Origin of the sequence: Rhodococcus sp. IEGM 1305, from assembly GCF_030058635.1 — a bacterium.
Lineage (GTDB): Bacteria > Actinomycetota > Actinomycetes > Mycobacteriales > Mycobacteriaceae > Rhodococcus_F > Rhodococcus_F opacus_D.
Window position 1 is genome coordinate 165,967 of the sequence record NZ_JASHKX010000008.1, and the last position, 24,591, is coordinate 190,557.

Annotated in this window: 35 protein-coding genes; 12 read left to right on the plus strand and 23 right to left on the minus strand. The window is 67.2% G+C overall.

The window, feature by feature from the left end:
- Positions 1 to 6: 6 nt before the first annotated feature.
- Positions 7 to 414, minus strand: coding sequence for a YciI family protein (locus tag QM693_RS15580; RefSeq protein ID WP_283332552.1), 408 nt, complete (start codon positions 412 to 414; stop codon positions 7 to 9).
- 269 nt (positions 415 to 683) lie between these two features.
- Between QM693_RS15580 and QM693_RS15585 the strand changes: the two genes are divergently transcribed.
- On the plus strand, positions 684 to 908 hold the full coding sequence (locus QM693_RS15585) for a hypothetical protein (RefSeq protein WP_283332461.1): 225 nt from the start codon (positions 684 to 686) through the stop codon (positions 906 to 908).
- A gap of 73 nt (positions 909 to 981) precedes the next feature.
- Positions 982 to 1,131: a hypothetical protein gene (locus QM693_RS15590; protein WP_283332460.1), complete on the plus strand. Its 150-nt coding sequence runs from the start codon at positions 982 to 984 to the stop codon at positions 1,129 to 1,131.
- Between the two features lie 12 nt (positions 1,132 to 1,143).
- Here the strand turns inward: QM693_RS15590 and QM693_RS15595 are convergent, their stop codons facing one another.
- The 3 genes from QM693_RS15595 to QM693_RS15605 form a co-directional block, all read right to left on the minus strand.
- Positions 1,144 to 1,827: an HhH-GDP family DNA glycosylase gene (locus QM693_RS15595; RefSeq protein WP_283352799.1), complete on the minus strand. Its 684-nt coding sequence runs from the start codon at positions 1,825 to 1,827 to the stop codon at positions 1,144 to 1,146.
- An 11-nt stretch (positions 1,828 to 1,838) separates the two neighbouring features.
- Positions 1,839 to 2,288: an STAS domain-containing protein gene (locus tag QM693_RS15600; RefSeq protein WP_283352800.1), complete on the minus strand. Its 450-nt coding sequence runs from the start codon at positions 2,286 to 2,288 to the stop codon at positions 1,839 to 1,841.
- Between the two features lie 224 nt (positions 2,289 to 2,512).
- Positions 2,513 to 3,238, minus strand: a complete 726-nt coding sequence (locus QM693_RS15605; protein WP_280783168.1) for a GAF and ANTAR domain-containing protein — start codon at positions 3,236 to 3,238, stop codon at positions 2,513 to 2,515.
- 208 nt (positions 3,239 to 3,446) lie between these two features.
- On the opposite strand from QM693_RS15605, the gene QM693_RS15610 reads away from it, so the two are divergent.
- A complete protein-coding gene (locus QM693_RS15610; protein WP_283352801.1) occupies positions 3,447 to 4,760 on the plus strand; it encodes an HNH endonuclease in 1,314 nt (437 codons plus the stop codon).
- Between the two features lie 114 nt (positions 4,761 to 4,874).
- Entirely contained in the window at positions 4,875 to 6,611 is a 1,737-nt protein-coding gene (locus QM693_RS15615) for a cutinase family protein (protein ID WP_283352802.1), read from the plus strand.
- A 7-nt stretch (positions 6,612 to 6,618) separates the two neighbouring features.
- On the opposite strand, the gene QM693_RS15620 is transcribed toward QM693_RS15615, so the two are convergent.
- The 9 genes from QM693_RS15620 to QM693_RS15660 form a co-directional block, all read right to left on the minus strand.
- Positions 6,619 to 7,065 carry a mycothiol transferase gene (locus tag QM693_RS15620; RefSeq protein WP_283352803.1) on the minus strand — a complete coding sequence of 149 codons (447 nt, stop codon included), beginning with the start codon at positions 7,063 to 7,065 and terminating at the stop codon, positions 6,619 to 6,621.
- On the minus strand, positions 7,062 to 7,385 hold the full coding sequence (locus QM693_RS15625) for a DUF2207 domain-containing protein (protein ID WP_280783171.1): 324 nt from the start codon (positions 7,383 to 7,385) through the stop codon (positions 7,062 to 7,064). Before QM693_RS15625 ends, QM693_RS15620 begins: the two co-directional genes overlap by 4 nt.
- Positions 7,386 to 7,423: 38 nt before the next feature.
- The gene (locus QM693_RS15630) at positions 7,424 to 7,573 is read right to left on the minus strand and encodes a hypothetical protein (RefSeq protein ID WP_280783172.1); all 150 of its coding nucleotides are present in this window, start codon (positions 7,571 to 7,573) and stop codon (positions 7,424 to 7,426) included.
- Positions 7,574 to 7,587: 14 nt separating this feature from the next.
- Positions 7,588 to 7,824 carry a DUF3618 domain-containing protein gene (locus tag QM693_RS15635; protein WP_283352804.1) on the minus strand — a complete coding sequence of 79 codons (237 nt, stop codon included), beginning with the start codon at positions 7,822 to 7,824 and terminating at the stop codon, positions 7,588 to 7,590.
- Positions 7,821 to 8,264 (minus strand): phage holin family protein, encoded by a 444-nt coding sequence (locus QM693_RS15640; RefSeq protein WP_283352805.1) that lies wholly within the window; start codon positions 8,262 to 8,264, stop codon positions 7,821 to 7,823. The genes QM693_RS15635 and QM693_RS15640 overlap by 4 nt, the downstream gene beginning before the upstream one ends.
- A gap of 76 nt (positions 8,265 to 8,340) precedes the next feature.
- Positions 8,341 to 8,841 (minus strand): DUF6328 family protein, encoded by a 501-nt coding sequence (locus QM693_RS15645; protein ID WP_283352806.1) that lies wholly within the window; start codon positions 8,839 to 8,841, stop codon positions 8,341 to 8,343.
- Positions 8,842 to 8,954: 113 nt separating this feature from the next.
- A complete protein-coding gene (locus QM693_RS15650) occupies positions 8,955 to 9,233 on the minus strand; it encodes a GlsB/YeaQ/YmgE family stress response membrane protein (protein ID WP_283352807.1) in 279 nt (92 codons plus the stop codon).
- Between the two features lie 100 nt (positions 9,234 to 9,333).
- Positions 9,334 to 9,570: a microaggregate-binding protein 1 gene (gene mbp1 / locus QM693_RS15655; RefSeq protein ID WP_005570747.1), complete on the minus strand. Its 237-nt coding sequence runs from the start codon at positions 9,568 to 9,570 to the stop codon at positions 9,334 to 9,336.
- 41 nt (positions 9,571 to 9,611) lie between these two features.
- The gene (locus QM693_RS15660; protein ID WP_037232228.1) at positions 9,612 to 10,151 is read right to left on the minus strand and encodes a Dps family protein; all 540 of its coding nucleotides are present in this window, start codon (positions 10,149 to 10,151) and stop codon (positions 9,612 to 9,614) included.
- Between the two features lie 478 nt (positions 10,152 to 10,629).
- On the opposite strand from QM693_RS15660, the gene QM693_RS15665 reads away from it, so the two are divergent.
- From QM693_RS15665 to QM693_RS15675, 3 genes are all read left to right on the plus strand, one after another.
- The gene (locus QM693_RS15665) at positions 10,630 to 10,875 is read left to right on the plus strand and encodes a cold-shock protein (RefSeq protein WP_411194541.1); all 246 of its coding nucleotides are present in this window, start codon (positions 10,630 to 10,632) and stop codon (positions 10,873 to 10,875) included.
- Between the two features lie 147 nt (positions 10,876 to 11,022).
- A complete protein-coding gene (locus tag QM693_RS15670) occupies positions 11,023 to 11,454 on the plus strand; it encodes an ATP-binding protein (protein WP_164061353.1) in 432 nt (143 codons plus the stop codon).
- Positions 11,454 to 12,251, plus strand: coding sequence for a SigB/SigF/SigG family RNA polymerase sigma factor (locus tag QM693_RS15675; RefSeq protein ID WP_105417455.1), 798 nt, complete (start codon positions 11,454 to 11,456; stop codon positions 12,249 to 12,251). Before QM693_RS15670 ends, QM693_RS15675 begins: the two co-directional genes overlap by 1 nt.
- 10 nt (positions 12,252 to 12,261) lie before the next feature.
- Here QM693_RS15675 and QM693_RS15680 read toward each other — a convergent pair whose 3' ends face one another.
- Positions 12,262 to 12,504, minus strand: a complete 243-nt coding sequence (locus QM693_RS15680; RefSeq protein WP_411194542.1) for a hypothetical protein — start codon at positions 12,502 to 12,504, stop codon at positions 12,262 to 12,264.
- A 157-nt stretch (positions 12,505 to 12,661) separates the two neighbouring features.
- Here QM693_RS15680 and QM693_RS15685 point away from each other — a divergent pair, with 157 nt between their 5' ends.
- Together QM693_RS15685 and QM693_RS15690 are read left to right on the plus strand one after the other, a co-directional pair.
- Positions 12,662 to 12,787, plus strand: a complete 126-nt coding sequence (locus QM693_RS15685) for a hypothetical protein (protein ID WP_283352808.1) — start codon at positions 12,662 to 12,664, stop codon at positions 12,785 to 12,787.
- A 317-nt stretch (positions 12,788 to 13,104) separates the two neighbouring features.
- Positions 13,105 to 13,878, plus strand: a complete 774-nt coding sequence (locus QM693_RS15690) for a GAF and ANTAR domain-containing protein (RefSeq protein WP_283352809.1) — start codon at positions 13,105 to 13,107, stop codon at positions 13,876 to 13,878.
- Between the two features lie 19 nt (positions 13,879 to 13,897).
- On the opposite strand, the gene QM693_RS15695 is transcribed toward QM693_RS15690, so the two are convergent.
- The 3 genes from QM693_RS15695 to QM693_RS15705 form a co-directional block, all read right to left on the minus strand.
- Positions 13,898 to 15,337 carry an alpha,alpha-trehalose-phosphate synthase (UDP-forming) gene (locus QM693_RS15695; protein ID WP_283352810.1) on the minus strand — a complete coding sequence of 480 codons (1,440 nt, stop codon included), beginning with the start codon at positions 15,335 to 15,337 and terminating at the stop codon, positions 13,898 to 13,900.
- The gene (locus QM693_RS15700; RefSeq protein WP_280783180.1) at positions 15,334 to 15,789 is read right to left on the minus strand and encodes an STAS domain-containing protein; all 456 of its coding nucleotides are present in this window, start codon (positions 15,787 to 15,789) and stop codon (positions 15,334 to 15,336) included. The genes QM693_RS15695 and QM693_RS15700 overlap by 4 nt, the downstream gene beginning before the upstream one ends.
- A 369-nt stretch (positions 15,790 to 16,158) precedes the next feature.
- The gene (locus tag QM693_RS15705; protein WP_502942644.1) at positions 16,159 to 16,389 is read right to left on the minus strand and encodes a CDGSH iron-sulfur domain-containing protein; all 231 of its coding nucleotides are present in this window, start codon (positions 16,387 to 16,389) and stop codon (positions 16,159 to 16,161) included.
- A gap of 9 nt (positions 16,390 to 16,398) precedes the next feature.
- On the opposite strand from QM693_RS15705, the gene QM693_RS15710 reads away from it, so the two are divergent.
- Positions 16,399 to 17,445, plus strand: a complete 1,047-nt coding sequence (locus QM693_RS15710) for an iron-containing redox enzyme family protein (protein WP_283352829.1) — start codon at positions 16,399 to 16,401, stop codon at positions 17,443 to 17,445.
- 4 nt (positions 17,446 to 17,449) lie between these two features.
- Here the strand turns inward: QM693_RS15710 and QM693_RS15715 are convergent, their stop codons facing one another.
- From QM693_RS15715 to QM693_RS15725, 3 genes are all read right to left on the minus strand, one after another.
- Positions 17,450 to 18,835, minus strand: a complete 1,386-nt coding sequence (locus tag QM693_RS15715) for a WS/DGAT/MGAT family O-acyltransferase (RefSeq protein ID WP_280783182.1) — start codon at positions 18,833 to 18,835, stop codon at positions 17,450 to 17,452.
- A 119-nt stretch (positions 18,836 to 18,954) separates the two neighbouring features.
- Complete coding sequence (locus QM693_RS15720) at positions 18,955 to 20,121, minus strand: AI-2E family transporter (RefSeq protein ID WP_283352811.1); 1,167 nt, start codon at positions 20,119 to 20,121, stop codon at positions 18,955 to 18,957.
- Positions 20,118 to 20,564 carry a DUF6292 family protein gene (locus QM693_RS15725; protein WP_283332446.1) on the minus strand — a complete coding sequence of 149 codons (447 nt, stop codon included), beginning with the start codon at positions 20,562 to 20,564 and terminating at the stop codon, positions 20,118 to 20,120. Before QM693_RS15725 ends, QM693_RS15720 begins: the two co-directional genes overlap by 4 nt.
- Positions 20,565 to 20,687: 123 nt before the next feature.
- Here QM693_RS15725 and QM693_RS15730 point away from each other — a divergent pair, with 123 nt between their 5' ends.
- Both QM693_RS15730 and QM693_RS15735 read left to right on the plus strand, forming a co-directional pair.
- Positions 20,688 to 21,398, plus strand: coding sequence for an enoyl-CoA hydratase/isomerase family protein (locus QM693_RS15730; protein WP_283352812.1), 711 nt, complete (start codon positions 20,688 to 20,690; stop codon positions 21,396 to 21,398).
- A 106-nt stretch (positions 21,399 to 21,504) separates the two neighbouring features.
- Entirely contained in the window at positions 21,505 to 21,930 is a 426-nt protein-coding gene (locus tag QM693_RS15735) for a cupredoxin domain-containing protein (protein ID WP_280783186.1), read from the plus strand.
- A gap of 5 nt (positions 21,931 to 21,935) precedes the next feature.
- On the opposite strand, the gene QM693_RS15740 is transcribed toward QM693_RS15735, so the two are convergent.
- From QM693_RS15740 to QM693_RS15750, 3 genes are read right to left on the minus strand one after another with little or no spacing between them, the layout of a single operon-like run.
- On the minus strand, positions 21,936 to 22,388 hold the full coding sequence (locus QM693_RS15740) for a nitroreductase/quinone reductase family protein (RefSeq protein WP_283352813.1): 453 nt from the start codon (positions 22,386 to 22,388) through the stop codon (positions 21,936 to 21,938).
- Between the two features lie 8 nt (positions 22,389 to 22,396).
- Entirely contained in the window at positions 22,397 to 23,302 is a 906-nt protein-coding gene (locus tag QM693_RS15745; protein WP_283352814.1) for a DUF8686 domain-containing protein, read from the minus strand.
- Between the two features lie 13 nt (positions 23,303 to 23,315).
- Positions 23,316 to 24,476, minus strand: a complete 1,161-nt coding sequence (locus QM693_RS15750; RefSeq protein ID WP_283352815.1) for a zinc-binding dehydrogenase — start codon at positions 24,474 to 24,476, stop codon at positions 23,316 to 23,318.
- Between the last annotated feature and the right edge of the window lie 115 nt (positions 24,477 to 24,591).

Here is a 24,591-nt window from a genome sequence, read left to right on the forward strand (position 1 = left end):
CGTGCGTCACTCCGTGACTGTCGGGTGCGCGGCCAGGAACGGACGCACCTCGAGCCATTCGTGGATCGGTTTCCCATCCGCACCCGGGGCCGCGGACAGCTCGCCGGCCAGTTCGAGTGCCCGCTCGTGGGTCTCGACGTCGATCACCATCCAGCCGGCGATCAGGTCCTTGGTCTCCGCGAACGGGCCGTCGGTCACCGGTGGTCGCCCCTCGCCGTCGTAGCGGACGAACGTGCCCTCCGGGGAGAGTGCCTGACTGTCGACGAACTCGCCGGTGCTCTCGAGCCGAGCGGCGAAGTCGTTCATGTACTGCACGTGGGCGGAGATTTCCTCCGGTGTCCACTGGTCCATGGGCACGTCGTTGACCGATGCCGGCGCGCCACGGTAGTGCTTGAGCAGCAGGTACTTGGCCATCATGTTCTCCTTGGTGCGGTGCGGCCCATTCTGGCCGTATTCACTCCGGGGACGAAGCGACGCGCGGGTTCTCGACATCCCTGCACGGAATTTTTCGATCGTCGCTTTCCGTGACGGACGGCCAACTGCTCCACCGTTCGACGATGATCCCCTCCGGCCCGCACATGGTGCAGATGGCACCGACTGGCGCGAGGGGCGTGTTGTGATGTACAACATACTCGTAAGTGTGTGACTCACGTCACTCCTGCTACCACGGGGTACGCCAACACATGACCCGCACCACGGTGCACCAGGACGATCAGCGCACGATGTCGCCGCCCCCTGCCGAGGAGCCGCCACACCGCCACACGCTGCGTCCGACCGTATACATCGCCTCTGTCTCGGCGGCAACCGCAACCGCGCCCGCCGTCGTCGTGACGGGATCCGTCCTCGTCGCAGTCGCCACCTCCGTGTCAGTGCTGGCCGCCGTAGTACTTGCCGCGCTCCTGATCTAACCGTCCGACTCGCGGACGCACCCTTCGACCACTACGCGGCACTCGCCGGCGCAGAAGACAGAAAGCACGTCACATGAACACCTTCACCACGCCCACCTCCGCTCGCAATCGCGGCTTCGCCCCCTCCCGTGGCTCGATGAGCACGGTCGAGATCAAGAACCGCATCGAAGCAATGTTCCGCGAGGACGACGAGCGCGAGTCGAAGGCAGTCCGAGCGGAGTAGTAGTGCCGGCTCTCAGCGCGTATTGCCGCGGCGCACTTCCTCACGAAGTCGCGGATTGAGAGAGACCCGCACCAGGGCGGCCGCCAATTCCGCGACTCGGTCCTCCGAGGCAAGGGCGGACAGTGCGGCGGGATCGTCCGGTAGCCCCAATTCACGCGCAGACTCGGTAGCTCGCGTGTCGAAGTAGGGGCGCACCCACGTCCATACGTCCTGAACTTCCCGGAGGAAGATATCGGCGCCCACCGGGCCGATTCCGTCGAACTCCGTCAGTAACCGAATCGCGGCGGAGGTCTCCTGATCGCTGGCGCGGGCCAGCCGGCGCAGGTCACCGCCGTACTCGTCGTGGACTCGAACCGCGGCGGCGTGTAGACGGGTAGCCGTGCTCTCGTCATAGCGCACGTAACCTGCCCTGCCGAGTGCGGAGATGATCATGCGACGGTCCGCCGCGCGCATCGCGCGTGGGCTGCGCAAACCCGCTCGGAACAGTTCCCTGGCCGCCGCGACGGCGATCTCCGAGGAGATCCGCGCGCTCAGCAGCAAAGACAGCGTCAGCAGTTGGAAAAGAGGCGTCGGGGTGTCCTTCAAAGTCACGTGCGACTCGGACGCGTACGTCGGACCGGCCGTGTCGAGAAGCACACGCACGGTCTCCGCCCCGCGTGCCTTCGGATGCCCACGAGTGGACTGCTTCCCGGGCATGTCGACTCCGATCAGCTGTGTGCGATTTTCTCCACTCTGTCGAAGGCGTCGCGAACCGTGCGGCACGTGGGGATCATCGCGTCGAGACCGATAGCCTCGATGGGCCGGAGCACCGCTCTATTGCCCGCCAGCGCCCAGGTAATGTGCTGCCGCTTGGCCGATTCCGCAAACTCGGACAGTATCGACAATCCCGAGGTTCCGACGAAGTCGACTGCAGTCATGTCGACGATGATGCGTGAGGAGGAGCCCCCGTCGGCCAGGTGCGCGAGGGCAAGCGCGAAGGAAGGGGCGGCGAGCACGTCGATGTCGCCGGAGATTCGTCCCACCGTGGCGTCGGCGTCCGGCGCGAATTCGACGGCGATCCCCAGTCCACGGTCGCTGGTGAGCATCTCCCGGGTGCGGTGGCCGGTGGCCCGCGCGGTGGGGGGAGTGACTCGGAACGACGTGTGTAATAGCTTCATGACCCTCCGATCGCGTGCACTCTATGGGAGTCCGTGCGCCGTGGGCCGAACGGAGCGCAGCGGCATCGAGACCGCAGTGGGAGTGCACACAATATCTGTCCACCGCGCACTGCTGCGGCCTCCGGACAATCTGCGGCTGTGTTCTCAACCACGCGCGATCTACATTACGTCTACACCAGATCGGCATCAACCGATTGCCAACGTGGTCGAACGGTGAGGGCGCGTCAGTCGAACTTCGAATTGTGATGCGTGATGACTTCCCGTGCGACGCCGGTGAGCTTGATGTTCATGTCCTGCGACGTCTTGCGCAGCAGGTCGAACGCCCTACCTTCGGAGATGTCGTGGAAGGCCATCAACAGTCCGATCGCTTTTCCGATCTCGCGGTTGCTGGCCAGGCCCTCACGCAGAGTCTGCGCTTCCTGGTGTTCGTGGAGCGCTGTCAGCGTCACCGCCGCGAACGCCGTGATCAGGATCGCCTGATCGATCGATTTGTCGGTGAATTCTCCGGGGTTGTCCGAGAACAGATTGAGTGCGCCGACCTTGCGTCCGCGGATCATGAGCCGGAAGCCGGCAGCGCCCCGGACCGGGGTTTCGGCAATGGCCCGACGGGCAAGGCGCGGCCACTGCGTCGAACGGGCGAGCTCGCTCTCGACCTGCGGTGCGTCGTTCTCGATCGCATCGAGGCAGGGCCCTTCCTGCTCGGCTCGTTCGAGCGCGTCGACCTGGGCTGCGATGTCATCGCTAGCGGCCACGGTGACGTGACGATCGTTCTCCTTCAGCATGAGGCTGGCGTGGGCACACCCGGGAACCAAAGTGGCAGCCGCATCGCAGATGGCCTGGTAGACCTGAGCGAAGTCGTCGCCGTTGTAGACCATCTCGGCCAGCTTCGCGAAGACGGCACTGGGTCCGTCGCCTCCGGTACGCGTCATCTCCGAAGGATCATTCGGCATTATTCGCCTCCCGAAGTGCACTAACGCGGCGTGAACCGGCGTCGCAATTCTCGCGACGTCCGATCAATTCTGCCAGAACGGCAACGACCACTAGGGGGCCGAGGGGGCCGGCATCGCACGTGGGGGAGTCGTTGCCCGGGTATTGCCATGCGTGCGGCAGCTAGCTAGGCTCGAACATGTATTCGAACGACCTTGGGGGAGGTTGGTTGTGGGGGCATTACTTCTCGAGGAATTGCGCGCATTCACGGCGCGGTTGCAATGTGCCGAGGCGGGTGGCGATGCGGGGTTGGGCATCGATCTGCTCGACGCGATCGAGGCGTTGAAGTCGGTCGGGTGTGCGGTGCAGGCGGTGATCACCGACAACGTCGCCACCCGTACTCGCGCGGACCGCAAGGCTGCCGGGTTGCCGCGGGCGGACTGGGACCGCGGCATTGCCTCGCAGATTGCGTTGGCGCGCAGGGAATCCCCGAACCGCGGCGGTCGGCATCTCGGGTTCGCGCAGGCGTTGGTGCACGAGATGCCGCACACCCTGGCCCTGTTGCGGTTGGGCCGGCTGAACGAATGGCGAGCCACGCTGCTTGTGCGGGAGACGGCGTGCCTGTCGGCGACGGATCGGGGCATCGTGGACCGCCGGTTGTGCTCGGACCCGGCCACTCTCGGCGGAGTCGGCGACCGCGGGCTGATCGCCCGCGCGAAGGCGTTGGCGGTCGAACTCGACGCCGCGGCGGTTGTAGCCCGGCATCGCACGGCGGTGTCCGAGCGTCGGGTCACGACACGGCCGGCCCCAGATTCGATGGCATATCTGAGTGTGCTGATGCCGGTCGAGCAGGCGGTGTGTCTGCAGGCCACGCTGGGTGGGGATGCCGACAGCCTGATCGCGACCGGCAAGAGTGGCGGCCGGACCCGCAATCAGCTGATGGTGGACCTGTTGTTCGACCGCGGAACCGGCCGGGCCGCTGCTGGTGGTGTTCCGGTGGCGGTGAATCTGGTGCTCTCGGACGAGACCTTGCTGGCCGGCGGGCAGGAGGCGGCGCAGTTGCAGGGGTTCGGGCCGGTGCCGGCGGGGATTGCCCGGCAACTGGTGGCAGATGCGGTGGGGTCGGGTATCGAGGCCACCTTACGAAGGATTTACACCTGCCCTCAGTCGGGGGCGTTGACGGCGATGGAATCCCGGTCGCGGACGTTCCCGAAGAGCCTCGCGGCACTGATCGACCTCCGGGACCGCACCTGCCGCACCCCGTGGTGCGATGCGCCGATCCGGCACCACGACCACATCCGCTCACACCGAGAATCCGGTGCCACGACGGCAGACAACGGGTCCGGCCTCTGCGAGGCCTGCAACTACGCGAAAGAGGCGCCCGGCTGGGCTGCCCGTCCGATACACCGGCCCGGGCGCACCCACTTCATCGACCTGGGCACTCCGACAGGCCACCACTACCGATCGGCGGCCCCGCCGCTCCCGGCCGCGGCGCGAGAGTCGGAGGTCGAGACCCTTCTGATCACACACCTCCGCGCCTCGTGAACGACGCCTCCGAGACGGACGTGTAACGCCGTTGCTGCAATGTGCGACTTGTCTGTTAACGCGTTGACACCTACTCGGGTGTTCGACACGGGCTACGAACGGATGGGGTAGACCATGGAACGTCGCGTTTCAGCACGCAAGGTCGCGCATCGACGAAGGATCGCAGGCAGTCTGGTCGCGCCCGGCGCGTTGGGGCTGGCGGCGCTGCTCGCGACACCGTGGTCGAACCCGGGTTCACCGGCCACGACGTCGACAGCCTTGACCGCGGCGGCCTCGGACGCGTGCTACGACATGGTCAGCATCGCCGTCGCCGGCCGCGGCGACACCCCGCGCGACGGGACCCGGCTGCTCGTGGCGCCCGACGGCACGCGGCTTCCCGCGTCGTACTCCAGCGACTACAGCAGTCCATGGATCGACGAGGTGGTGAATGCGCCGCAGCAATCCGTCGGCGGAGGGTCCTATGCCGCGGTCTACATCGAGTATCCGGCCAACATGAACTCGTACGAAGACGCCGTGAACGCCGGCGTCGACAACACCGAAACCGTGATGCGGTCGATTCACGCGTCGTGCCCGGACACGAAGTTCTCGATCGTCGGCTACAGCGAGGGCGCCGATGTGGCACGGCGGGTTGCGATGGAGGTCGGCAACCAGGACGGCCAGGACGGCTCGTACGACATTCTCGATCCTGCGTCCGTGGTCGGCGTCGTCATCCTGGCGGATGCCGGCCGCAACCTCGGGGGAGGGCCATTTCCCGGTTCGGAGAACGAATTCCGCAATCCCGACGGCTTCGACCTCGCCTACCAGTCGGGGCAGACGGGCACATCCGGGCGGGGAGCATTGCCCGGCACGTCGGGAAGCTTCGGTGCCCTGGACGGGAAGGTGGCATCGTTCTGCTCGGAAGGCGACCTGACCTGCTCCGCGCCCGAGAACATTGCGCTACTGCAGCTCGCGATCAACGTGGGACGGCAGCTGAACGTCGACTCGTTGCAGAAGGATGGGCTGACCCCCGCGACGGGACAGGATCTCGCGGTGGTGCTCGGGCAGATCGCCCTCGCCGCGTTCGCGGACATCCAGTCGCAGGACGATTGGATGCAGTCCGACGAGACGTTCCTCGACGTTTTGATCAAGGTGTCGGATCCGGCGTACAAGCCCGATAGCGGTGCGGCGCAATCGGACACGTCAGCTGGTCCGATCTCGTCGAATCAGGCGGTCGACCTGGTCTACCTGCCGGCGAAGGTGCGGAACGAGATCATCGGGTTCATTGCGGACAACCAGAACACGATCCAGGTGGCGATGAGCGACCCGTATCAGCAGACGCTGGGGGAGGGAACCGGCCATCACTTCGACTACTGGCGTGATGCGAACGCCGGCAGCGGGAAACCGCTGACTTCTGCCCAGTACGCCGCAGCCTGGTTGACACACCTGGCGCAGGAGGCGGAGAAGGGTGAGTCGCGCGCGGCCGCGGCGGAAGCGTCGACCGCGAAACTTGCCGCTGCCTCCACGAAGGAGACGGAAGCGGAAGCGGCTCAGGTCGTTCCCACCACCACGGACAGCGCGAAAAAGGCTCAGTTGGCGGGCAACCCGGTCAGTGCGACGACCACGACGACCAGCAGTTCGCCGACACCCACGACGACGGTCGCGACGACGACGTCACCGGAACCCACGACAGCGGTGGAAGTAGCCGCAGAAATCACGACGTCGGCATCGGCGCCTCAGGCCGTCGCCGGAACATCGGACGCATCCGTGGTGACTACCACCGCGGCGGAACCCACCGCGACCACTGAATCGGAGTCACCGACGACCACCACGCCGGTCGTCACCACGACGACGCTTCAGCCGGCGGCCGGGTGACGCCCGATCAGCCCCGGTCGGCTTCGCGTGCGGCGCGTTCGAGGCGGGTCCGGTAGGTCTCCCACCACATCCGGTCTTCTGCGGGCAGGTTGGTGTTGTCCGCGCGCAGGCCGACCGTGCCGTCGACGAGTTCGCGGACGATGTCGGCGTGCGCCCACGCTGTCCGGTACTGCCCGACGATGTATTCGCGTGACTCGCCGGGGGTCGCCCACATGTCCACGTTGTCTTCGGCGTGGTCGGTCACCCACGGTGGGTATTCGACGGATCGGCCGAAAGTCTTGCCGAAGTAGCCGATCTCGACGCCCGTCAGGTGTTTGACCAACCCCAGCAGATTCGTGCCGGTCGGGGTCATCGGCCGGCGGATGTCGTATTCGGACAGCCCGTCAAGCTTCCACAGCAGGGCGTCGCGGGCGGCTTGGAGGTAGTGGTGCAGGTCGGCCTTCGGATCTGTCAATGCCCTTCCTGATCGGTCAGTTCCCTGCCTTCGAGGGCCTTGACGCGGCGCCGTTCGAGGAGCACGAGACCCGTGCCGATGACGAGGCAGAGGACGCAGGCGATTCCACCGATCAGCGCCCAGCCCTCGAATCCGTAGCCGGCCGCGACCAGCGTCAACCCGAGTACGGCGATTCCGGCGGCGATCAGGATGTATCCCGGCCAGTTGCGGCCGTCGGTGATCGCCTCACCGGCATGGTTGCGCATGGTGTGCGCATCGTCCTGCGGGTGATGCTCGGAGTTCAATTCCCGGCTGGGCCCGTTGTCCGGCTGATACGTCACTACAGTCCTCCTGTGCGCGAGCGGTGATCTGAGTTTCATCAGTCGGTCTCGGTTTCGGCGTCGGCGGAGTCCTCCGCTAACTCGGGTGCGTTCTCGCGCGTCGCCATGCCGCCGTCCTTGCCGTGATCGGCGGGACCGGGACGGCCACCCTTGGGCTCGTCCGTCTCTCCGTGAGTGTCTTTGGTCATGTTCATGCTCTCCTTCAGTGGCTGTGCCGACGGCGTTGTCGCACGGCGACGTAGGCGACGACGAATGCGCTCACGAGTCCGGCGGCCGCGACACCACGGGGTTGCTGCCGGACCCGGTCGAGTTCGTGGCGCGCGCCGGCTTTCACGCGGGCGGGCACGTCCACTTTGCGGTGCAGCGCATCCACCGTCGATGCGAGAGCGGCCCGTTGTTCGGCGACCGAAGGTTCCGGTTGGGGCTGTGGGTCGCTCATCGAAGACCTTCCTTGACGGTGTCGACGTCGGTGCGAACGCTGTTCGCCGTCCGCTCGGGTACGGGCGGCAACGCGTTCTTGGCGCGGCGGGCTCCGACCGCCGCCACGACACTGCCCACCACGATCAGCACGGCGGCCACGATCAATGCGGCCAGCCACGGGTCGAGTGCCGTCGCCAGTCCCAGTATTGCGGTGGCGACGAGGGCCCCGAATCCGTACAGCAGGACCAGCACGCCCGCTCCGGAGACTCCTGCTCCGATCCCGAAGCGCGTTCCCTTGTCTTTCACTTCGGTGAGGGCATGGGTCATCTCGGTCCGTACGAGTCCCGTGACCTGATCGGTGAGTCGTTCGACGAGTTGGACCGTCGACAGCTCGTCGAGATCGTGTGCAGCGCCGGGTGGCTGGACCCGCGGGGCATCGCCGCGATGGATTTCGGTCATGTCCGTGCTCCTTTCTCGTCTCCGCTCCGCCTACCCGGAAGCCTTACCGGCAAAACACAATGCCTCGCCGGCCGGCTCACCGATGCCGCGACTGCAGGATTGCGCCGAAGCCCCAGAGTCCACAGAACATCGCGAGGGCCGCTGCGGCGGCGACGGCTCCGGCGACGGCTGAGATCACGAAGCTGAAGATCAACGCGACCACGCCGATCAGCGCCAGCCCGAGGGTGGCGATGCCGCAGATCGCGAGGCGATGCGACGCAGAGACGAGATCGGGGAGAGCGTGCCGGCGGAAGAGTAGGCGGTGCAGGCCGGCAGGGGCCACCAGGAGCATGGTGGACGTCACCGACAGAGCGACCGTTGCCAGATAGATGGCAACCTCGCTGTCCGAGAGGTCCTCGAAACGTTCCTGGAACGGCAACGTCAACAGGAACCCGGTGAGGAGTTGCACACCGGTCTGCACGACGCGAAGTTCCTGGAGAAGGCCGCTCCAGTTCCGGTCGAGTCGTTGAGTCTCGGTCTCGTGCCTGGCGCGGAAGTTCCAGTTCGCATCGTCCCGATCCGGTCCTCGACTGTCCATCCCCCACGAGTACCCCATTGACGGCCTCGAGGGCACGATTTCGTGTGGAATACGTGACGAAAACCGGGCCTGCCCATCGTGAGATGGACAGGCCCGGTTCCGGAGTACGGGGACTAGCGTCGCCCGGCCGCGCTTCGCCCGGTGACGAGCTTGACCAGGAACAGGAGTATCACCGCGCCGAGGAGGCAGGTGAAGAAGCTGAACCAGAGACCGCCGCCTTCGACGTCTCGACCGAGGAGGCTGAGGATGAAGCCGCCCAGGAGGCCGCCGACGATTCCGACGACGATGTTGAGGATGATGCCCATCTGAGCGTCGGTCTTCATGATCTTGCTGCCGATCCACCCGGCGAGGCCGCCGATGATGATCCAGCCCAGAATTCCCAGTCCTAGCACGTATCAGTCCTTTCGGGGGAGAGTGGTGACCGGCGATTGCCGATTCCACTCGGAGAAGAGACGCTCGGTGCGGGCCGGTCGTGAACCGGCCCGCACCGTCTCACTGTTCGGCGCGTTGGCGTGCTTCCTGCGCTTCGGCCTTGCCTCGGGCCTTCTCGGCTTCGGCTTCCTTTGCGGCCGCCTCGCGCTGGGCCGCCGCCTTGTCCTGCTGCGCCTTGCCCTCGCGGGTGAGGTCGTCCTGACCGGACACCGCACCCGCGGCTTCCTTCGCTTTACCCTTGACGTCTTCGACGACGCCCTTGACGGCCTCTGCGGGACCGCTGTTGTTCTCAGCCATGTTCGTCACCTTTCGGTTGTGGGCGGAAGAATTGTGGGTACTCACCGCGCTTGCGCGGCTGCCTGCTTCTCGGAGTGCGCGCCGTCGTTGGACAGGCTGCCGCCGGAATTCTCGAGGTGGGCGCGTACGAACCACTGGAACTTCTCGAGTTCACCGGTCTGCCCGATGAGCAGATCCTCGGTGATCGGGTCGAGGTCGCCGGTCTCGGAGATCGCCTTGCGGTTGTCTTCGACGACACCGCTGTAGACGAGGTCGAGTGCACCGAGGTGCGCCTGCGCTGTGTCCCGCTTCACCGAGTAGTCGTCCCACGTGCGGTCGCGGGCGATTGCGGCAGGGGTTCCGTCGGGCGATTTCCCCAGCGCGGCGATGCGTTCGGCGACGGCGTCCGCGTAGCCCCGTACCAGCTCGACCTGCGGGTCGATCATCTCGTGCACGCCGATGAAATTCGGACCCACGACATTCCAGTGAATGTGCTTGAGCGTCAGATGCAGATCGTTGTATGCGCTGAGCCGCTTCTGAAGTATGTCGGCGACTCGCGCGCCCTGATCGTCGGAAAGACCTGGCACGGTGAACTTCGACATTCTCGGTCCTCTCTTTCGCTACTACCTGCCGGCGGAACTTCGAGGCATTGGGTGCCCCCTCGGTTGTCGGGGGGCGAGGCGCCGGATGACTCACCGCGTACCCGTGGAGAGAAGTCTCGAATCGCCGGGACCCCGCCTCGCCGCAACCTGCGATCGTGCCGAACAACGTTCCTGACTCGATCGCTGAAGTTCCGACAACCCGACCGTACTACAAAATCTATGTCGAGCAAATCAGATCTTCTGCGGTGTCGATCGCGGATGCGCTGTGGTCGGCAGATCTCGATTGTGCAAACGCTCCGCCCGAATCGCCCCGTACCCACAAGAGAGGCACTATTTTCGGTCTGATTCGACCACAGGGTCGACCGTGCGCACGCCGAGGAGGAGCAATGCTCAACGTGACTCTGCTTGTGGTTCTGCTCGTTGCGAGTCTGGGGGGCGGCGCTGCGCTCCACGGCCTGGCCGATCGAAGGGCGGCACGATGAGTGCCGGGCACACGCTGCCTGCGCGGCAGTCGACGGCATTGCGCACGGGCACGGTGCGATGGTTCAACGCCGAACAGGGTTTCGGTTTCCTCGCCCCGGCCGACGGATCCGACGACATCTTCGTGCACGTCTCCGAAATCGCCGGCGACGGCCACCGCATTCTCGAGGAAGGGCAGCGCGTCAGCTTCGCCGTCTGCCGCACCGAGACCGGCAACCAGGCGCGCGACGTCCGGATCGCCTGAGCCCACCGAATCGAGTTCGTCGAACCCGCAAGTTTCGACGCATTCGGCACGCGCTCGCACTTTCGTTCGCCGGCGGGTTGAGGGTCGCGGCAGCTGGGTACGCTGCCGAGGAGTCGCAGAAACCGACGACACAGACGTGGAGTGCAGATGGCCGAGGTCGACGAGGTTAGACGAATGAAAACGAGATCCGGTGTGCCCGTGGAGCTTCGTGTGGCGGCGGAGTTCGAACAGTTGCCTGTGGTGCGCGCCGTCGCGGAGACTCTCGCCGTTCTGGGAGACTTCACGCTCGACGACGTGGCCGATATCAAACTTGCCGTGGACGAGGTGTGTTCGGAGCTGATCGCGGCTGCGCCGGGAAGTGCCGAACTGACGTGTTCGTTCGCCGTCACCGAGACGGGGTTGCACGTGACGATCAGTGCACCCCTCACCCGAGGTGGAGTGCCCAACCGGGAAAGCTTCGGCTGGCACGTGCTCGAGACGTTGATGAATGCGGTTTCGGTATCGGAGGGACCCGTCGGCAACGGGTCCGTAGAACGGACCGTGGCGGTGGAACTGGTCAAATACCGGGGCACCATCTAGTGTCACCGGTTTCGGAACGCAGCGAGCGGCACCGTCCCGGCAGAGACGACTACAAGGACGTGGCGCCCACGGTGGCGCGCCTGCGAGCCCTGGACGCGTCGTCCGGGGAGGCGTCCGCGCTGCGCGACGAAGTCATCACACGCTGCCTTCCGCTCGCCGATCACATCGCCCGAAGATTCGGCGGGCGCGGCGAGGCGCACGAGGATCTGCTGCAGGTCGCCCGGCTCGGGCTGGTCAAGGCCGTCGACCGCTTCGATCCGGACCGCGGCTTCGACTTCGTGTCCTACGCAGTGCCCACGATCATGGGCGAGGTTCGCCGGTATTTCCGCGACACCGGCTGGTCGATGCGGGTGCCCCGGCGCATGCAGGAACTCCACGCGTTGATCACCAAGGCCGTCGACGAGCTGTCGCAGGAACTGGGACGGTCACCTTCGGCCAGTGAGATCGCCGCCGAACTCGAACTCGACGTCCGCGAAGTATCCGAGGGCCTGCTCGCAAAAAATGCCTACCAAACACTGTCGATGGATGCGGCCATGGGTGATGATCCCGACGACCTTCCCCTCGCCGAGACGCTCGGCGAGGAGGATCCGGAGCTCGCGAACGTGGAAAGTCACGCCGCCGTGCGGCCGGCGCTGCAGAAACTTCCGCCGCTCGAACGCCGCGTGCTGATGTTGCGGTTCTTCGGATCGATGACCCAGACGGAAATTGCCCAGCGCGTGGGCGTCTCACAGATGCAGGTCTCGCGGATTCTGGCGCGCACCCTCTCCGGACTGCGGGAGCAACTGGGCGGCGGCTGAACACCCCGGGTCAGCCACCCAAACCCGCGACCGTCGATTCGAGCGACGCGGCGTGGAACTCCAGATCGCTCTGCGAGCAGTCGCGGTCTTGCGGGAGTTGCTCGCGCAGTTCGGCCCGGGTCACGATGACCAGGGACTGATGCTCGTCGCCCAGCTCACCCGAATCGACGATGGTGGGGGCGCCGCTCTGCAGGATCAGGGCGGGATCCGGCAGTGGCGAATCGAGAAGTGTCTGCAGGTGCGTCGCGGTCACGTGGGTGTTCATAGTGCCCGGCATACCCGGAGGCGCCGCGTTCGAACCGTGTCGGTTGGTGCTGCCGCGACTCGGGCGCACGGCACCTGGCGATCGCGCTCGGCGCCGGCACCGGGGGGGCGGTGAACGCGCTGGTCTCGACGAGGCCCTGGACGCCGTGGCCTGGACGGGGAAGAGCGCGCGCGCCACCTCGCTGGCGCTGGCACCGCAACCCCCGTTCGACCCTCTCGACCCGGAGATCCGGGAGAGCGCGGCCGCGTCGTGGACGCACTGGCAGACGTGATCCGAGCCGAATTCGCGACGCTCATGTCGCCGCCTGTCGGGCCGCGGAGGAACGGCTCCGCAACTTCGAGGATGCGGTGTCCTCCCACCGCGGTCTCACCCGGGGTTCGTCGATGAGCGCCGGAAGCATCCTCCGGCCGTCGGCGGCGGCGCTGAGTTTGCTGACCGGGGAATCTCCCCCCTCACCGTCCGGGACGGGATCGGTGGACGAAGGCGGTCCCCGGGTCGAGTAAAGTCTTCTCGACGGTAGAGACAACTGCTGCGTTCGTTCAGTGGGTGTCCTGTCGGTTACACCCGGAATTTGAGGTGTATCCGAGAATGACCGAGACTGCGGGTGAGCGCCCTGAGTCGTCGATGTCCCCTGATCTCGACAGCGCGACGATCGCTGCCCAGTTGGGCTCCTTGGCAACCGCGTTGGACGAGTTCAATCGCAATTCCGGTTCGCAGGTGGAGATGAGCCTGTTGCTTCAGCGGGTCTGCGATCAGGTGGTGGACGCGATCGTCGACGCCGACATGGCCGGGATATCGCTGCTGCGCGACGGACGGGTGGTGACCGTCGCGTACACGGACGAGGCGGTCCGTGAGATCGACATTCAGAACTTCCAGGCCATCGACGGCGACTACTTCGGTGTCGCCGGAACGCGGAAGGTCGTCAAGGCCCGGCTGGGGGAGGCCGCGGCCCGATGGCCGTCGGTCGCGGACAATCTCGACCAGGCCGGCATGCGCAGCTTCCTGTCCGCGCCGCTCGCCGTCGACGAGGCCCTCGCCGGCACACTCAACATCTACGGGCAGGGGGATCACGGGTTCAGCGAACTCGACGCGGTGGTGCTGCTCGTCTACACGACGGCGATCGAGGGCCTGCTGAGGAGCGCCCGCAGCGTGGAGTTGGCCAGGAACGAGGTTTCGGGCCTGACGAGGGCGATGAAGTCCCGAGCGGTCATCGAGCAGGCCAAGGGAATCGTGATGGCGCTGCGGGGCGTGCCCGCGGACCAGGCGTTCGAGATCCTCGTCGCGCAGTCGCAGCAGGAGCACGTCAAGTTGGCGGAGGTGGCCCGCCGCATCGTCGACTCGGTGACGACGACTCCCGAATGAACCGAGGCGGACAGTGCGATCAGTCCGCGACCGGGGACAGCGAACCGAGGAAGGACTGCGCCCAGCGGTGCACGTCGTAGTCGAGCACCTGACGGTGCAGTCGCGACATGCGGCGCCGTCCCTGCTCCCGCTCCGGGTCGAGCGCGGCCATGATGGTGTTCTTCACTCCGTCGAGGTCGTGTGGGTTGACCAGGTAGGCGCCCCGGAGTTCGGCGGCGGCACCGGCAAACTCGCTGAGCACCAGCGCACCACCCAGATCCGCTCGACAGGCGACGTACTCCTTCGCGACGAGGTTCATCCCGTCCCGCATGGGGGTGACCAGCATGACGTCGGCGGCCAGGAACAGCGCGATCAGCTCGCTGCGATCGACCGGCTGGTAGAGGTAGTGCACGAATGGCCGGCCGATCTGACCGTGATCACCGTTGATGTGGCTGACCTGCTCCTCGATGGAACTGCGCATCTTCATGTAGTGCTCGACGCGTTCACGGCTGGGGGTGGCGAGCTGCACCATCGCGGTGTCGGACGGATCCAGGCGGCCCTCGTCGAGGAGTTCGCCGAGCGCCGAGAGGCGCAGGTCGATGCCCTTCGTGTAGTCGAGTCGGTCGACTCCGAGGAGGATCTTGCGGGGGTTCCCGAGCTCGCGGCGGATCTCGGCGGCCCGTTCGACGATGGCAGGATCGGTGGCCTGTTCGACCAGTTGCCGCGAGTCGACGGAAATGGGGAACGCGCCGACCTGCACGACCCGGTCGTCGAGTGTCACCTTGCCGAGTGCGCTGCGCACGCCGACGCCTGCGGTGGTGGTGTCGAGTCCCAGAAGCCTGCGCGCCAGGAACAGGAAATTGTTGGCGCCGCCGGGGAGGTGGAAGCCGATGAGGTCGGCCCCGAGCAGCCCCTCCACGATCTCCTTGCGCCACGGCAACTGCATGAATAGTTCGACGGGCGGGAAGGGGATGTGGAGGAAGAACCCGATGGTCAGGTCGGGGCGCAGCTCCCGCAGCAGGCGGGGAACCAGCTGCAACTGGTAGTCCTGCACCCACACGGTTGCGCCCTCGGCCGCGGTGCGCGCGGTCTCCTCGGCGAAGTGGCGGTTCACCTCCAGGTACGAGTGCCACCAGTCCCGGTCGAAGACCGGTGCCACCAGCACGTCGTGGTACAGCGGCCACAGCGTCGCGTTCGAGAATCCTTCATAGTACAGCGCGACCTCGTCCGAGCTCAGCTCCACCGGGTACAGGTCGATCCCGCCGGAGACGATCGGTTCGACCTTCGTGTCGGGCACACCGGGCCAGCCCACCCAGGAACCGCGTTCCCGGTCGTGAAGGATCGGCTCCAGTGCTGTGACGAGGCCTCCGGGGCTCCGCTTCCAGCGAGTCGTCCCGTCGTCGAGTGTTTCCATGTCCACGGGCAGCCTGTTGGCGACCACCACGAAGTCGGACGTGCCGTGCGGAGCAGTGTTCTTCACGCCGAGCGCCCACCCTGGTGAATTCCCTGGGCGACCAGCAGGAAGGCGTCCTCGAGGTCGGCGCAGAACGGGATCTGTGCAGCCATCTTCATCGCGGTCAACGGCCTGCGGAGAGCGTTGTTTCCCGTCACCGCCCACGGCACGGTGAGCCTGCGGGCGCGGGCGGCCATGGTGCCGAGTACCGGCAGAGCAGACGCGCAGAAGAACTGCACGTCCGTCAGGTCGAGCACGAACGGAAGTCGTTCGCTGATCGCCTCGTCGAGATGATTCCCGAAGGTGTGCAGCGTGGTGACGTCGATGTCACCGGATATCCGGACCACGAGGATCCCGCCGGCACCGGGCGCACTGACGACGGAGAGCCGCCCGTGCTCGGGCTCGACGGCCCAGCTGAACAGCGTCGAATCGTCGGCAGGGTCGTAGTGTGTCGGCAGCGCACTGAGAACAGATTTCATGTCGTTTCCTCACGGTCGAGCGACGTTAGGAGACAGGCACGACATAAGGCGCGTGAACCGTGCCCGTCCATTGCGGCTGGGGGCTCAACCGTGCAGGACTCCGACGTTACCCCATTGTGTCAACGGCGGGGGCGCGCTTTTCTGCGCAGGATCGTCACCGATGCCACGGCGGCCGCGCTTCCGCTTGTCCCACTGCACTTCTCGGTGTCCAACCGGGGTATCGAACCGGAGCGCGGCGTAGCTTGTTCGCGGAGTGGGTAATCGGGACGGATGGAAATCATCGCCATCGTGATCCTTGTCGGCGTCGTGACGTTCGTGATTGCCCGCCGCCGTGCGCACAATCGGAAACGGAACTGATGCGGGTCGGCCCTACGGGCGGCGCCGCTTCTTGTGCGAACTGTCGCAGAAGGGAGCGATGCTCGTCCGCCCGCACCGGCACAGCGCCACGGTGGCCCGATCGGTGCCGAGCGGGTTACCTTCGGGGTCGAGGATCCGCGCGGCACCGCGCACCAGCAGTGGACCATCGGGGCAGACCGTGATCGTGACGTCGGATTCGTCGGCCCCGGCACTGGGAATGGAGTTCATATGACTACCTTGCACTCTCCGTCGATGTCGGACACGGTCGCGCAATCGGGAACGTCCATGCCCTTTCCGAAGCCGCGCGGGCCCGTCAGCGACCTCCTGTTCTCCATTCTGCGCGCAGACGTCGCCGATGCCGAGCCGTTCGTGGCGGCGGCACGCTCCCTCGCCTCGTCCGCGCGCGACAGCCCGCGGGCGTTCCTCGTCGACGAGGACGCGCAGATCTGCCTGACCGCGCTCTACGAACTGCACCTGCAGGGGATCACCGGTGTCGGCGACGAATGGGAGTGGAACAGCGACTTGATCGCCGCCCGGTCGGCGCTCGAGGTTCCGTTCGACGCCGCGATCCGTGACGTCGCCGACGCGCCGACCGGCGCCGACGACGTGGTGGCGGCACTGTGGTCGATGACCGCCCCCAGCACGGCGCCCGGGCTGTCCGGTCACATGGCCCACGAGGCGGATCTCACCCAGTTCCGGGAACTGCTGATCCACCGTTCCCTGAACCAGTTGCGTGAGGCCGACGTGCACACACTCGGCATTCCGCGACTCGCGGGCGCGCCGAAGGCGGCGCTGGTGGAGGTGCAGTCCGACGAATACGGCGGCGGCAGACCCGAGCGGATGCATTCGGCGCTGTTCGCCACCACCATGCGTGAACTCGGGTTGTCCGACGACTACGCGCACTACATCGACGCGGTCCCCGCCGTGACGCTGGCGTCGCTGAACGCGCTGTCCCTGTTCGGCCTGCACCGCAGCCGACTCGGGGCCCTGGTGGGACACCTGTGCGCGGTGGAGACCACGTCCGCGTTGCCGAGCAAGAAATACGCCGCCGGACTGCGCCGCCTCGGATTCGGGAAGGCGGCCACCCTGTTCTTCGACGAGCACGTGGAGGCCGACTCCGTGCACGAACAGATCGTCTGCCGCGACCTCGCCGGCGGACTGGTCGCGGCCCGGCCCGACGTGGCCGACGACATCCTGCTGGGGGCCGCGGCCTGCCTCGCCTTCGACGACCTCGTCGGCGACCACGTCGCACGGTGCTGGGAGGAAAACCGCACGTCGCTGCGGCAGCCGCCCGGTTAAAGGGTCAGGTGCCGGACGCGGCGACCGCGTGCTCGAGATCGCTGAGCGACGTCTCCAGGTGCGTGATGATCCGCTGCAGGTGCGGGACGGCGTTCCGATCGCCCACCACGCCGACGTCGAGCTGACCGGACCGGCTGGTGAGGGTGATGCTGAGCGCCTGACCCCCGAGGACCGTCGGCGCCGGATACACCGCGTCGAGGCGGGCCCCGTTCCAGTATCGCGGCCTCGACGGGCCCGGCATGTACGAGATCATCACGTTGAACGGTGGGGGAGTCTCGTCGACGAACCGGCGGACCGGCTCGAGCAGGATCGGGCTGATCGCCAGCGCACTCATCAGCTGGAACTGGGTGTGGCTCAGCGCACCGAAGACCCGGTTGGTGTGCTCGACCGACTCGCTGATGCGGGCGAGGCGTGCCGCCGGATCAGCTTCGTCGGTGGCCAGGCCGACGACCATCGCGCCGACGCCGTGATCGCGGCCGCGCGGTCCGATCATCGTGCCGCCGAGGTCGAGGGGCACCGGCAGCATCGCCGTCAACGGTGCGTCCGGCAGCGCGTACTGCTCGAGGAGATACCGGCGCAAAGCCCCCGAACACATCGCGAGCACCACCGCGTTGATCGTGGTGCGGGCCGCGGTGGCCACCGACACCAGGCGCCGGATCGGCCACGATCGTGCCGCCAGTTTCCGGGCCCGGCCGACCGGAACGTTGAGCATCGTGGGCGGTGACTGCAGAGGCAGGGTCAGATGCTGCTCGCGGACGCCGTCGTAGGCGACCTTCGCGAGCGCGGGCAGCACCCCGACGATGCTGGTGGCGGCCCGCACCCCGGCCCGGACCACGGCCACCGGCAACACGGATTCGCGCCGCGGCACACCGGCGACCCCGGGAGTCCACGGTGCGGGGCAGTCGCGGGCGTCGGGGTCGGTCGACAGCGCGTGATGGAGAAGTCGCAGCCCGGCCGGTCCGTCCATCAACGACAGGTGAATCTTCGAGAACACGGCCGTCCGTCCGTCGGCGAGCCCCTCGATGACGTGCATCTCCCACATCGGGTGCTGCGGATCGAGCGGCATGCCGTGCATCTGGGACACCAGCGACAGCAGGTCCTCCATCCGGCCCCGGCCGGGGACCGCCGTGTGCCGCACGTGGTAGCCGAGATCGATACGCTCGTCGAACGACCACCAGGGGTAACTGGCCCCGCGGAGCGGGCGTACGGCGCGCCGGCGGAACGTGTCCGACGCGCCCTCGTGCGAAATCAGCGCCTCGAACATGGCCCGGGCATGATCGGGCCCCGACTCGCGCGGCGGTTCGAACAGTTCGAGCGCACCCACGTGCATGGGATGCGACGGCGTCTCGAACAGCACGAACATCGCCTCGGTGGGACTCATCACCGACATCCAGCGCCTCTTTCTCATGCTCGGGACACGGCCCGAGCATGCCCCGGCGCATCCCACGTCTCCAGGGTAAGCAGAACACGGAAACTTCTTCCGCAAGGCCGTTTTCGTGCCCCGCCTGCTCAGCTGCGGTCGAGCTGCGGAAACACCGTCTCGCGGGCGAGGAGCAGAACGGCGGCGGCGACGGGGATCGCGAGCAGCGCCCCGACGATCCCCAGCAGTGCGCCACCGATGAGGACGGCGACGACGGTGACCATCGGGGGCACCTTGACGGTGCGGCCGATGATGCGGGGAACGAGAAGATAGTCCTCGAACAGGCGGAGGGCGATGAAGAAGACGATGGTGGCCAGTGACACCGGCAGGGAGACGGTGAGGGCGACCAGTGCCACCACCACGCCGGCGAGGGTGGAGCCGACCACCGGAATCAGATCCAGCACGGCGACCAGGACGGCCAGCAGCAACGGGTAGGGGACGTCGAAGGCGACCAGCCACACGAACGTGAGGATGGCGGTGATCAACGAGATCAGGAGATTCCCGAGCACGTATCCGCCGACCTTCGCGAAGATTTCGTCGCCGATCAGGATCGTGCGGGGTCGCCGTGAGTTCGGGGCCAGGCGGTAGATCGACGATCGGATGTGTGCGAAGTCGGCCAGGAAGTAGGCGGTGAGCACGACCACGATCACGGTGCCGCTGATGGCGCTGAACATGAACTTGCCCGCACCCACGAGCCCGCCGACCACCATCGGCGCGTTGCTCGCATCGAGTGCCCGGCGCAGTTCGTCCTGCAGGTGGAACCGGGTGCTGAGTTCCTCCAATACCGGGTAGCGCTGCTCGAGGTGTCCCAGGTAGTCCGGGGCGTTGTGCACGAGTGCGCCACCCTGCGTCACCATGGGCGGGATCGCGGCGGCCAGGAACCCGGCCAGCACGGCGAAGGCCAGGACGAAAACCGTTGCGACCGCAGCCCATCGGGGGAAACCGTGCCGCACCAACCAGGACACCGCGGGTTCGAGGCCGATCGCGAGGAATGCGGCGACGGCGATGAGGACCAGCACCCCGCGGGCCGCGAGAACGACCTCGATCAGGGCGTATGTGACGGCGACACCGGCGGCCCCGGCCATTCCGATGAAGAACGGGGACCGGCGATCGAACCGCGGTCCGGGCTTCCCGAGCGGATGCGTCGCCGTGCTGATACGCGCCGCGCCCTCCTCCGCGGCGACGATCGACTGCTCCTGCGCGGGGGAATGCGGTTGGGCCACACTGTCGTCGTGACCCCCGGCGCCCGTGGTCACGGCCGTCTGACGACTCTGTCCCGCCGTCCACTGCCGGCGGTGTCCCGGCCGATGCGGGGACACCGATCCGCGGCGGTCGTGCCGGGTCTCGTGGTCGGCACCCCCGCCGATGCGGGTGCCGAGCGGCAGTAGTCGTCGATCAACTCCACCGCACGATCCGCGCAGACGGCGGGCGACGGCATCCGCCCGATGCCGAGGCCGTCGATCACGATGACACTGCGGCGACCCAGTCCTTCGACGCCGAGTGACCAGCCGAACGTGCGGTTCCACGCGAGCACCGCGTTGCGTCCGGGCAGATAGTGCAACCGGAGCGGCAGAACGAGGACGGCTTCGATGCCGTCGCTGTCCCACCAGTCGATGGAGTCGGCGTGAACGGTTCTGGCCACCGTGTGGATGTAGTCCCGAACGGTGCGGGTGTCGGCAATGCCTGTTCCGCTCTTCATCGTCCACCGCCTCAGCTGCTAGACGATCGACATACCCGGCCCCGCGACAGTTGAAACTTCACCCACCGAGGTGTGTGTGTGCTCGAGCGGCGCGACCCGCCCGACTCCGGGTAGCCTCGCCGCATGCCTTACGTGGAGCGCTCGGGAGATGTGTTCGTCCTGTACTTCGGCGAGGAGGGGGAACCGGACAGCGAGAACGCCTTCCACCCGGATTGGATCGACAGCATCGACGGCCTCCTCGACCAGATCGAGCAGCACGACGGCCCCGCCGCCCTGGTGACGACAGGACTCGGAAAGTTCTACTCCACCGGTCTCGACACCGCCTGGGTCGTCGCCAACACCGACAAGCTGAACTCCTACATCGACCGGGTGCAGACCCTGTTTGCCCGGATCCTCACCTTCCCCCTGCCGACCGTGGCCGCGCTGACCGGGCACACCTTCGGCGGCGGCGCCATCCTCGCCGCCGCCCACGATCACCGGGTGATGCGTGAGGACCGCGGCTACTTCTGTCTGCCGGGCATCACCATCGGGGCGAGTTACGCGCCGGGCAGCATCGCGCTGCTCGCGGCACGCCTGCCCGCGCGGGCCGTGCACACCGCCCTGGTGACCGGCCGTCGGTACGGCGGCGTCGCGGCGAGCGAACTCGGGTTCGTCGACGAAGTCGCCCCCGAGCAGCAGGTGCTCACCAGGGCCGTCGAACACGCGCAGGGGCTCGCCGCGACCCGCGGACGCACACTCGGTGAGATCAAGTCCTCCCTCTACGCGGACGCCGTCGCCTCGCTCCGCACCCCGGTGGCGAACCTCGAATCGCAGGAGGCGCTGAACGGCGGCTGACGGGTCGCCGGCGCGCCGAGGGGTGCCTGCCGCGAAAACGGGTACTACTCCCGCGAGGAGCGGGGCGTCGGGCATCCGTTCTCACCGTCATCCGGAGGCGACCACCATGAAACGCGTTCTGACACTTTTCCTGTCGATTCTGCTGGCCGTCTTCGTGCTCGCCGCGTGCGGAAGCGACGGTGACGACTCGTCCGGTTCGGCGGAAACGGCGCACGGCGGGGACCATCCCATGTCCGGTATGCCGTCGATGTCCATGTCGATGCCTGCGGGGGCGGGTCAAGCGGGCGGGCAGGAGATCCTGATCTCCGATTTCAAATACACCCTGCCCGGCACGTTCGCGCCGGGAGAAGAGGTCACCGTCCGCAACGACGACACCGCCGAACACACCGTGACGGCGGACACCGGCGACCTGTTCGACGTGGAGGTCGAACCGGGTGCGACCGCGACGTTCACCGTCCCCGGTCAGCCGGGCACCTTCGCGTTCCACTGCACGTATCACCCGAACATGGTGGGCACGCTCGAGGTACGGTGACCCCGTCAGTCGAGCGGCTCGATGCGGAACACCTCGCACCGGTCCGCGGCGGCCGCGAACGCCTCCGGGGAGGAGTTCGCGACCGTCCCGGCCTTGAGGAACATGGTGACCCCGTGCGGCACCCGGATCGGAAACTCGCGGAGGATCCGGGCCCGCTCCGACACCGGCAGGGCGACCAGCCGGACGCGCTCGCGGCGACGCCCCCGGGTCAGCTCACCACGCCCGGCGGCCCGCGCGTTCTTCGCCCAGTCCGATTCGGCGTATCCCGCGACGACGTAGCGCCGGCCGTCCACCTCGTACGGTGACACGGGCGTAGACCGAAGCACGCCCGTCTTCCGGCCGGGGACGGTCAGCGCCGGCATCGGCATCGGAACGCCCAAGCGATGCAGGCCCACGATCACCTTGTTCACGTGGGCGAGATACCAGGGCGGCAGCACTCTTCCGGTCCGGCGCACCATGTCCTCGACTATTCCGAACCCGGTGCTCTCGTGGCAACCACCTCGTGCTGTGCCGGCGCCTCGCTGTCTCGCCACCAGCAGAACACGAACAGCGCCAGCGACGCGACGAGTGTGGAGACCACCCACACCGTGAGGGCGATGTCGACCCACGACCCGATCGGCGGGCTTCCCGGCAGGATTCCGCGCAGTGGCACGACGGCGAACAGCATCGCGGCCATCCAGCCCAGCATGTCCGTGTTGACGGCGCGCTTGCGGCGGAACGTCTGCAGCGCGACGAAGGCGGCGAGGCCCGCGAGGATCGTCATCATCAGCAGCAGGATTCCGGCGTAGATCAGGTTCCCGCCCGTGCGCGCGAACATCAGCGCGGCGCCGGTGCCGTTCCGGGACAGGTCCGTGTCGACCGCCACCTCCTCGGCGCGCGCCTTCCACCCGTCGACCCGGCCTTCCAGCAGCAGGGCCGTGGGCACCAGTTCACGGTCGGCGCCGAGGCCCTGGTACGCCTCCACCACCATCGGATTCACCTCGAACCGGTCGAACGGCCAGTAGGCCGCGTTGCCGGTGGCGATGAACTCGGTGTCGAAGGTCGTGGCCGAGGCGCCCGCCCGGAAGACGATTTCCTCGTGGCTGGTGCTCGGGATGAGCAGCAGCGTGATGTCCCGGTTCAGTGTGTCGCCGTTGGCGTGGAGGAAATCCTCACCGACGGTGATCGTCACCTCGGCCTGCACCCGGTCGGTCGTCGGCTGCAGCGACTTCGCCGTCACGAGGACCACGACCTCGTCGCTACCGATCTCGAACGCTCCGTCGTCGTCGCCGGTGCGGCTGCTCAACCCGTACACGGTGAGCGACGCGGCGTAGATCAGCGCGAGGAGAAGCGCCGGGACGGCCCACTGGAGCCGGGGGTGGTGGGATGTCATGGGCGTCGGCGGATCACAGCGCGGCGGTGGTGTTCTCGGGGTCGATCAGGATCTTCGCGTGCACCTCGGGGCTGCCGAGCGCGGTGAACGCGGATTCGACACCGGCCAACCCGACGGTGCCGGTGATCAGCGGCGTCGGGTCGACCTTTCCGTCGGCGAGCATGTGGAGTGTGTCGCGGAATTCGCGGGGGTCGTAGGCGATGGCGAAGCGCAGGTCGATCTCCTTGTTGATCGCCAGAGCGGGCCGGAAGGTGTCGGTCTCCATGCAGACCCCGACCACGATGACACGTGACCGCAGCGGCGCGCCGGCCAGTATGCCGTCGATGACTCCGGGCATGCCGACGCACTCGAAGACGACCGGCCCGGACGGTGTCGCGCCCACCGCGTCGGCGAGGGTGAAGGCATGCCACCACGGCAGCTTCGGGATGCGGCGCAGCTTCTCCATGGTGTCCAGTCCGAGGGCGAGTACCTCCGTGATGGACGTCGTCTCCCTGCGTCGCGGATAGGACGTCCAGGGTGACGCCGTGGCAGGGTCGACGACGACGTCGGCGCCGCATTGCCGGGCGAGCGCCCGCCGACGCGCGGAGAAGTCGGCGGCCACCACGGTGCGGACACCGGACGCCTTCAGCATGCTGATCACGGCGAGACCGATCGGGCCGCATCCGATGACGATCGCGGTCCGGCGCTTGCCGACATCACCCTTCCGCACCGCGTGCCACGCCACCGCCATCGGCTCGGTCAGCGCGGCCGCCTCCGTCGACAGCCCGTTGGGCACCGGCAGGGTCATCGACTCCTGCACCACCACCTGTTCTGCGTAGCCGCCCGGCGCCGAGGCCGACAGCCCGGTCAGGTGGATGTCCGACCCGGTGCGCACGATGGGCAACGCGACCACCGCGGTACCCACCGGCCACTTCTTCCGGCAGCCGGGCCCGTAGCCGGCGACGGTGCCGCTGAACTCGTGCCCGAGCACGACTCGCTGGTGGGAGCGCATGAAGTCGCGGTAGCCGGTCTCGGCCGCCAGTTCCGCCATCTCGTCGGCGTGCACGCGGGCGTGCAGGTCCGAGCCGCAGATCCCGCACCGGGACACATCGATCAGCACCTGACCCCTCACGGGGATCGGAGGCGGGATGTCATCCACCTCCAGGCGAGCCTCGGTGCAGATGACAGCCTTCATGCCGACTCCTCGGGGTGCGGTGGGCCTCCGTTCCGAACGTAGAACACTCCCGTCGCCGAGACACCACGATTGCCGAATGGCTTCAGGGTTGTCCCGCCCCGGCGATGGGTGTAGA